Source organism: Algibacter sp., from assembly GCF_049667265.1.
Classification (GTDB): Bacteria; Bacteroidota; Bacteroidia; order Flavobacteriales; family Flavobacteriaceae; genus Algibacter_B.
In genome coordinates this window covers 1-9,097 of record NZ_JBATHX010000436.1, presented here as the reverse complement: position 1 = coordinate 9,097, position 9,097 = coordinate 1, and the positions used below count along the sequence as shown (strand labels likewise).

Annotated in this window: 6 protein-coding genes and 1 pseudogene; 3 read left to right on the top strand and 4 right to left on the bottom strand. The window is 34.8% G+C overall.

The features are described 5' to 3' along the window. The 3 genes and pseudogenes from WBN21_RS15170 to WBN21_RS15160 form a co-directional block, all read left to right on the top strand. A pseudogene (locus WBN21_RS15170) lies at positions 1 to 1,043 on the top strand (LmbE family protein); the annotation flags it as partial. A 115-nt stretch (positions 1,044 to 1,158) separates the two neighbouring features. Further along, positions 1,159 to 2,871: a sodium:solute symporter gene (locus WBN21_RS15165; RefSeq protein WP_424201747.1), complete on the top strand. Its 1,713-nt coding sequence runs from the start codon at positions 1,159 to 1,161 to the stop codon at positions 2,869 to 2,871. Then, complete coding sequence (locus WBN21_RS15160; protein ID WP_424201745.1) at positions 2,864 to 3,835, top strand: Gfo/Idh/MocA family protein; 972 nt, start codon at positions 2,864 to 2,866, stop codon at positions 3,833 to 3,835. The genes WBN21_RS15165 and WBN21_RS15160 overlap by 8 nt, the downstream gene beginning before the upstream one ends. Before the next feature lie 188 nt (positions 3,836 to 4,023). On the opposite strand, the gene WBN21_RS15155 is transcribed toward WBN21_RS15160, so the two are convergent. The 4 genes from WBN21_RS15155 to WBN21_RS15140 form a co-directional block, all read right to left on the bottom strand. Next, a complete protein-coding gene (locus tag WBN21_RS15155) occupies positions 4,024 to 4,563 on the bottom strand; it encodes a hypothetical protein (protein WP_424201743.1) in 540 nt (179 codons plus the stop codon). Between the two features lie 183 nt (positions 4,564 to 4,746). Further along, positions 4,747 to 6,717 (bottom strand): helix-turn-helix domain-containing protein, encoded by a 1,971-nt coding sequence (locus tag WBN21_RS15150; RefSeq protein WP_424201741.1) that lies wholly within the window; start codon positions 6,715 to 6,717, stop codon positions 4,747 to 4,749. Between the two features lie 201 nt (positions 6,718 to 6,918). Beyond that, positions 6,919 to 7,884 (bottom strand): sugar phosphate isomerase/epimerase family protein, encoded by a 966-nt coding sequence (locus tag WBN21_RS15145; protein WP_424201739.1) that lies wholly within the window; start codon positions 7,882 to 7,884, stop codon positions 6,919 to 6,921. Positions 7,885 to 8,091: 207 nt separating this feature from the next. Beyond that, the gene (locus WBN21_RS15140) at positions 8,092 to 8,946 is read right to left on the bottom strand and encodes a DUF2911 domain-containing protein (RefSeq protein ID WP_424201737.1); all 855 of its coding nucleotides are present in this window, start codon (positions 8,944 to 8,946) and stop codon (positions 8,092 to 8,094) included. Positions 8,947 to 9,097 lie beyond the last annotated feature (151 nt).

Sequence of the window (9,097 nt, the reverse complement as noted above, 5' to 3'; positions counted from 1 at the left end):
GTCCGTTTGAAATTATTCCAGAAGCTTCGGCAAAAATCACAGAAAAAGTGATCATCTTAAATAATGACCAACAACGTGATATTACGGTAGTTGTAAAGGCTGGACGTGATAATCTTGAAGGCGATGTGGAAGTTTGCCACCCGAATGACTGGAGTATATTTCCTAAAAAGCAAAAAGTATCTATTGTGCATAAAGGTGAAGAGCAAACCCTAACGTTTACCGTCATTGCTCCTAAAGAACAAAGTGAAGGTTTTATTGGCCCTATTGTTCATATTGGTGATAAAAGTTATACTAAAGAACTTATTGAAATTAACTACGAGCATATTCCGTTTCAAACGGTTTTACTTCCTAGTGAAAGCAAAATTGTACGCCTAGACATTAAGAAACGAGGCGAAAATATTGCTTACATTCAAGGTGCTGGTGATGTAGTTCCTGAAAGTTTAGAACAAATAGGCTATCATGTGCGCATCATAAAACCCGAGGACATTAACGCTGAAACCTTAAGCAATTTTGACGCCGTTGTAGTTGGAATTAGAGCCTATAACACGATTGAAGATTTAAATTATAAGCAACAGCAATTATTTGATTTTGTTGCTAAGGGCGGTAATATGATTGTTCAATACAACACGAGCCACCGTATAAAAGTGGATGCGCTTGCGCCGTATGATTTAAAATTATCTCGCGATAGAGTGACTGATGAAAACGCCGAGGTTCGTTTTTTAAATCCAGACCACGAGATTTTAAACTTTCCAAATAAAATAACTCAAAACGACTTTGAAGGTTGGACACAAGAACGCGGTTTGTATTTTCCAGACACATGGGGAAATGAGTTCACTCCAATCCTATCCATGAACGACAAAGATGAAACGGCTAAAGACGGCAGCCTATTGGTTGCAAAACATGGCAAAGGGTATTACATATATACAGGTTTGAGCTTTTTTAGAGAGTTTCCTGCAGGTGTTTCTGGAGCGTATAGATTGTTTGCTAATATGTTATCCATTGGAAAAGGTGATATCGAGCAAAGCCAAAAATTAAATGATTAATTATGGACGAGCAACAACCAACAAAACCAAAATGGCTTAAATTATATTCTGTGGTATTAATAGCTAATGCGCTTTACTTTATTGCGTTTTATATCATTACAAAATCCTTTTAATGATGCAAACTTTAAGCTGGATTGATTGGACGATACTTTGTGTAACTTTAATAGCCATAGTAACTTATGGCACACTACAAACACGAGGAAGCAAAAACGTAACGGATTATTTAAGAGGTGGAAATACTTCAAAATGGTGGACAATTGGCCTTTCTGTGATGGCAACTCAAGCAAGTGCCATTACCTTTTTATCTACACCAGGACAAGCCTTTCATGATGGCATGGGATTCGTACAATTTTACTTTGGGCTACCTATTGCCATGGTGGTTATTTGCATGGTTTTTATTCCATTATATCACCGATTAAAAGTATATACCGCTTACGAGTTTCTAGAAAACAGATTCGATTTAAAAACGAGAACTTTAGCCGCTATGTTGTTTTTAATACAGCGTGGTTTGGCCGCCGGAATAACCATTTTTGCACCTGCTATTATTTTATCGGTGGTTTTAGGTTGGGATTTATTAACCTTAAATATTATTATTGGCTTATTAGTTATCATTTACACAGTTTCGGGTGGAACGCGTGCAGTAAATGTGACCCAAAAACACCAAATGGTTGTTATTTTTATTGGGATGTTGGTGGCGTTCTTTTTGATAGTTGATAAATTGCCGCAAGATATTACCTTTGGTAAAGCATTAGATATTGCTGGAGCAAGCGGCAAAATGGAAGTGCTCGATTTTTCATTCGATTTAAATAACAGGTACACCTTTTGGAGCGGTATTATTGGCGGTACCTTTTTGATGCTTTCTTATTTTGGGACAGACCAAAGTCAGGTACAACGTTACCTTTCTGGTAAATCGGTTAAAGAAATGCAATTGGGCTTAATATTTAATGGGCTATTAAAAATACCGATGCAGTTCTTTATTTTGCTGGTTGGTGTTATGGTTTTTGTTTTTTATCAATTTAATGAAGCGCCAGTTAACTTTAATCCTACGGCTACCGAAGTGGTTTTAAATTCTGAATTTGCCGACCAATACAAAGCACTTCAAGAAGAACAACAGCAAATTTTTAGTGACAAGCAAAAAATTATTGACGCCTATACCGCTAGCGACAATCCTGAAATAGCCAAATATATTTCGGCGGCCAATTTAGCGCATGAGGAATTACGTAAAGAAGCAAGAGCTTTAATTGAAAAAGCAGGTGAAGCAAAAAATATTAAAGTAGAAAGTAATGATAAAGATTACGTGTTTATTCACTTTATTTTAAACAATTTACCACGCGGGTTAATTGGGCTTTTATTAGCGGTTATTTTAAGCGCAGCCATGTCGAGTACCGCTAGCGAATTAAACGCTTTAGGATCGACAACCACCATTGATTTATACATAAGAAATACAGGCGAAAAAACGGAAACCGAAAAAGTAACAGCATCCAAATGGTTTACATTTCTTTGGGGTATTATTGCTATTGGCGTTGCTTGTGTTGCAAATCTTGCCGAAAATTTAATTCAGCTTGTAAACATAATAGGTTCTATATTTTATGGGAATGTTTTGGGTATTTTTCTGTTGGCCTTCTTTTTTAAATTTGTTAAAGGTAATGCTGTTTTTATTGCGGCTCTAATCACTCAAGGTTTGGTAATTGCCTTATATCTTTTAGATTTATATGAGTATATAAACCTGCCATTCTTATGGTTAAACTTTGTTGGCTGCATGATAGTAATGGTCATTGCATGTATCCTTCAATTATTAATTCCAAACAGCAAAACAAGCCATGCGTAAAACAATTAATTGGGGCATTATTGGCCTAGGAAATATTGCAAATAAATTCGCATCCGATTTACTAACGGTGGAGGGAGCAAAACTCTATGCTGTGGCTTCTAGAAATCAAGATAAAGCGCATGCTTTTGCTAGTAAATATAACGCAACAAAAGCGTATGATAGTTATGAAGCCTTGGCAAAAGACAAAAATATTGACGCCGTTTACATTGCAACACCGCACGCCTTACATAAAGAAAACACCTTGTTGTGCTTAGAGCATGGAATTGCTGTTTTATGCGAAAAACCTTTTGCTATGAATGCCAAGGAGGTTGACACGATGATTGCAAAAGCCAAAGAAAAAAAGGTATTGCTCATGGAAGCGCTATGGACGTACTTTTTACCACATTATCAATACACTTTAAAGGCTATTGACAATAAGGTTTATGGCAATGTTTTAAAACTGGAAGCCGATTTTGGTTTTAACAGACCTTTTGATGATTCATCGCGACTATTTAATAAATCGTTGGGCGGCGGTAGTTTATTGGATATTGGCATCTACCCTATTTTTGCGGCACTTTCTACTTTAGGAATTCCTAAAAATATAGACGCTAAAGCTACTTATTTTGAAAATGGAGCAGATTCGTCTTGTACCATGAATTTTGAATATGTCAAGGCAAAAGCCATTTTAAAAAGTACGTTACTAGAAGATACAAGATCTGAAGCAATCTTTTATTGTGAAAACGGTATTGTAAAAATTAATAGTCAGTTTCACGCGCCATCAACGGTAACTTTAATTCCGAATGAGGGCAAGGAAAAAACGCTTGATTTTAACTACAACTCTATTGGCTATAAATACGAAACACTTCATTTTAATGCATTACTCCGAGAAGGCAAAACAGAAAGCAACATAATGACTTTCGAGTTTAGCAAGCAGCTTATCAAGACTTTAGATGCTGTTAGAAAGCAAATAAACCTGAGTTATTAATTCCATAAAACTACTTTGGCAAATACCTGCGTTAGGGATTGAACGGCATGTTTGATTACGATGATAATCGGGAGAGTAGTGAAAGCCCGACCCCTAGTCGGGGTAACCTGCTGGCAGGCAGGCGCCCAAAAACAAAAACGCAACCCTTTTACGATTGCGTTTTCTTTATTTTATATAATATCCTAGAATCAATTGACCATTGTACCATTAGCATTGACTTTAATTTTCTTTTTGGTTTTTCCGTTTGTTATTTTTACTTGATATATTTTTTTTACATCATTGGTAGTGTAGTATACTTGATATTCTACCTTTAGCAGAGCCCAGTCTTTATATTTTTTAAATACGGCATCTCTAACAGGATCGGGAAGTTTAATCTTCTTATATTTTTCGATGGTGCTGATAATTTTACCTTCTTTATTATAGAGTACTTCCACAGTGGCGTTATCTGTTTTAAAAGCTGTTTTAAATGATTTAGGGTTTCCGTTAAATCCCTTTGCCGAAGTAACGTCGAACTGAGAGATGGTTTTTTCTAAATCGTACACTTGAACGGCCATAGAGCTATTATGTACGCTGTTTAGATAATCTTGATTCAATAACTTAGATGTTGGTTTAGTGGTTTCAACAGATATATAATCTGTATTAAGAGCCATAAGTTGCGTGTTTTCAATCTGAGAATACCCTAAAGTAGAGATTACAGAAACTGTTAAAAATAATACTAGTGTTTTCATGATTATATAAGTTTAAAGATTAATAATAAATGTTTAAACAAATATGAAACAATAGAGCACGCAACACTTAACAGCTATGTTGAAACTATTTTAAAGTTTTATTTAAAGTGTATAACACATAATTTAAAGTGTTTAAATTATGTTGAAAGAAGTAGTTGTATAGTGCTTAACTAAAGGGAACTACTATTTTTTAAGTACTGCATGATGTTGGTAATTACCTAGATTCATTTTTTCTAAAAGCTTTAAAAATTGAACATTATTTCGCATGTTTTTAAAAAAGTGATCATATTTTACCTTGTAGATATCTCCGTTTTTTCGTTTATAGGCAACTTCCAGCCATTCTATGGTTTTGTCAGTTTCATTTAGAAAAGCAAACTTTTGAGCTATCCAGTAAGCATTATGCCATACATTTTCAGCTTCTGGATTGTTAATATCCAAATCATTTATCCATTTAAAAACGCCGTCTATCCCTCCGCTTTTAAATGCCTCGAGCATAGGGGCAACATTTATTTTATTAATTGGGTGTAAGCTCCAGGTATCTGCCACTTCATTAACTGCCTTTTCATTTTGACCCTTTTCTACATAAACCAAAAAAGCAATCCAAGAAGCCCATCCATCGGTTGGATTTATTTCCTTAGCCTTATTTACCTCTTGTAACGCCATATCATAGTCGCCTTCCAACAAATAACATTCAGCGCTATAAATTTTAATGTAATAGGACAAAGGCGCAATTAACGAAGCTCGATTTATATTTTCTCTGGCCTTAACAAAATCTCCTTTAATATACATTAAATACTTAGCATAGGTAATTAAAGCCCCTGGGTTCTTTGAATCTATCTCCAAGGCCTTAATAAATTCTTTTTCTGCCAATTCCCAATTCCATTTATATTCCTTATAAATAATTCCTAAAACACGGTGTGTCTCTGCTAAACCATCATCTAGCTCCCTAGCCTTTACGGCATAATCCATGCTTTCTAGATAATCTTCTTCAGAAGGTGCTGGCCAATTCTTGTATATGTTCAATAACGCCAATCCGGAATAAGGCAATGCGAATTCTGGATCTAGTGCAATACTTTCTTCAAAATATTTTTCAGCAAGTGCGAAACTTTGATTTGAAAACTGATATAAAAAGTAATCTCCTTTTAAGTATAAATTATAGGCTTCCAAATTCGTTGTAGGTATCTTTTCAATTTGCTCCAGTTCACTCGGGGACAAAACAAGATTAAGTTCTTTTGCTATATCAGTTGAAATTTCTCTTTCTAAATGAAAAATATCCTCAAATTCCCGATCAAAATCTTTAGACCATAAATGGGTGTCATTTCGAGCGTTAATAAGATGAACTATAATTTTTATTCGGTCCTCATATTTTTGAACACTGCCGTCAATAATATAATTAACTCCAAGTGCTTCTCCAATTTCAGATCCTGACAAAATACTAGACCCATATCTATCTGATGACTGGCGCGATTTAACTAAAATATTTTTTATTTTGGCTAAATGGTTAATGATATCATCTCGCATGCCATCTGCAAAGTATTGATTGTCTTCACTGGGACTCAAGTTTTTAAAAGGAAGCACCGCAATGGAATTATCAATGTCTATTGGTGACTCAGATTTAGTAATTTCATCCTCTTTTGGATTATCATAAACGAAATAAAATAGGGCGGCTATTATTACAAGGACACCAAGTAATAGGGCAATCACATTATTTTTTATACCCCTTTTTTTTACTGTAGGAATTCTGTTTTCAATATTTCCCGAAGCTAATTTTTGACTAGTATCATTGACATTTAATTCACTTTTATCCTTAGTAGCAGTCCTATATTTCACCTCTCCAGGCGGATAACCATAATACTCACTAAAACGGGTGTTAAAATATGTAGGACTACTAAAGCCAACGCGGTATGCAATTTCAGAGGCTGTTGCCACATTATTTTGTAGCATTATCATCGCTTTTTCCAGTCTATATTCTCTAATAAATTGACTACTAGATTTCCCTGTAAGCGAAGTTAGTTTTCGATGCAATTGTGATCTACTCACACCAAGGTCTTCAGACAATTCATTAACACCAAATTGTTCGTTTGCAAGATTGGTTTCAATTAAATCTTTTACCTTTCTTATGAATTCATCGTCTATAGATAGCTGGTTGGACATTTGGTTGCTAATTATAAATTATAAAAAGTTACAATCATTCTATTACACTACTAATATACAGAATTCATGTACAAAAATTATACTTTTCATAAAAAAGCACAACCATTATCGACTGCGCTCAAGGTGACAAGCAAAAAAGATTGTAACGGAAAGCCCGACCCTTGTGGTGACGCCCAAATACTAACTATTAATAAATAGATTTTAATTTACCACTTTCGCCGATTTTAATAATAAGTTTTTTATGGCAAGAATGCCTTCTTTTTCACTTAAGCGTGTGCCTTCGTACTCTACACCAATATAACCTGTATAGCCTGAGTCTTTAACCATTTGTATGATTCTAGGAAAATCTATGGTAGTTTCGTTTCCATTCTCATCAAAATCATATGCTTTTGCACTAATAGCTTTGGCTTTAGTTAACATCATTTTGATACCTTCATATTTATCAGGATATACTTCAAGACAATCACCCCAAATTTCACCATTTTTACGTTTTACACACCAGTTACCAAAATCTGGTAATGTGCCACAATTCTGCATATTTACTTCAGCAATGGCATTCATTAAAACAGGTACATCCGAAGATAACCAACCATGATTTTCACATAAAATATCAATGTTTTTAGTGGCTGCATATGTAGATAGTTTTTTAAGTCCATCTGCAACCGAAGGTACCCAAAGTTCTGGGTCATTTGTACCAAACGTATTTACTCTAATAGACTTACAGCCTAATTTATGAGCAGCATCAACCCATTTTTTATGATTTTCTACTGCTTTATCACGCATAGCCTCACTAGGATCTGCCAAATTACCTTCACCATCAATCATTATCAATACATTTTGCATGCCATGGGTAGCACTTAACACCTTTAGAGAATCGATAACGACATCAAATCCTAATGATTCAATTTGTTTGTTGTAGATTTGGTTAACATATTCTAAACCTTCAAAGCCATCCTCCTTAGCTAGTTCTGCAAATTTAAAAGGATCAACACCCTCTTCATTAAAGGTTTTATTCAATGACCATTGTGCTAATGATAATTTAAAAAACGGTTTAGTAGTTGTTTCAGTTACGTCATTAATTGTGGTGGCCACCTTCTTCCCTCCAGATTTACAGCTAAACAAAAAACAAACAAGCGATACAGCACAAATTGTGGTTGAAAATTTCATAATATATTTGGTGTTTAGTTTTATCAATAATAGTTAAAGTTAAAATAAAAAAAACCATGCTCATGCGTTTTAGACACACTTGTGAGTATTTATTGTTGCCAGTCTATTTCAGAACCTGAGAATTATAAAAAAAAAAGCGCAACCCAAATGGATTACGCTTTTCAAATTTCTGAATATCTAGAAATATAATAGTTTAAGAAGTCTAAATTACATGGATCCCCACTCTTTTAATACGTCTTCGTTCTTTTTTATGTAGGCATCATAATTAGCAGCTTTAGCTAATTTCAACGATGCTTTTGCAGCTTCAATAGCCCCTTTTGTATCGCCAGCCTTTGCACGAATTAAAGCTTGATTATGGATGTACCAAAACTTTGGGTCATCTTTAGTCATATCAATGGTTTTATCTACCCATTTTACAGCTTGATTAATATCGTGTCCGGCTTCTAAATAGTACACAGCAGCTGCATAATAATCTTTAGCAGAAGGCGCATCGCTACTCATTACTTCATCAATACTTGCCATTACAGCAGCATCGGTAGGAACTGTAAAATCCATACCAACCCACGTTTTTTCCCAAATAAACTCGAGTCTTCCTCCTGTATTTGATAAGTTATTAATATCAATAGTAAATGTTTCAACGTCAAACGGAACAGGATAAGATTTTACATTAGTTTTAGCTGCCACATGCGCCGGATCTAGTTCATCTGGTGTTCCAGAATCTTTGCCATCATTATAAAAAATAACATCCCAAGTTTCAGCATTTGGAATTGTAAAAACAGAATAAGAACCTGCTTTTAACGTTTGCCCATCAACAGTTGCATCGGTACTAAACGTTATTTTTGTTCTAGCATTTGCTCCTGTGCGCCAAATTTTACCGTAAGGTACTAAATCGCCAAAAATGGTACGTCCTTTCACGCCTGGTCTGGAGTATTCAATAGTCACATCTGTTAACCCAACTTTTTGCTCAATTTTCGAGAATGGGCTAGGTTGTGGTGTTTCAATTTGCGCGTTAACCGAATACACAGTTGCACACGCCATAAATAATAAGAGTAATTTTTTCATAGTTATAGTTATTAATAATTTAAGGTTTTCACTTTATAAAATTAAACATTATTAAATCGGTTATTGTTAACAAAAGCTTAAAATAAGAGGTTGTATATTTACAGCTTATTAATTTGGGCGCCTGCCTGCCGGCAGGCAGGTTACCCAAGGG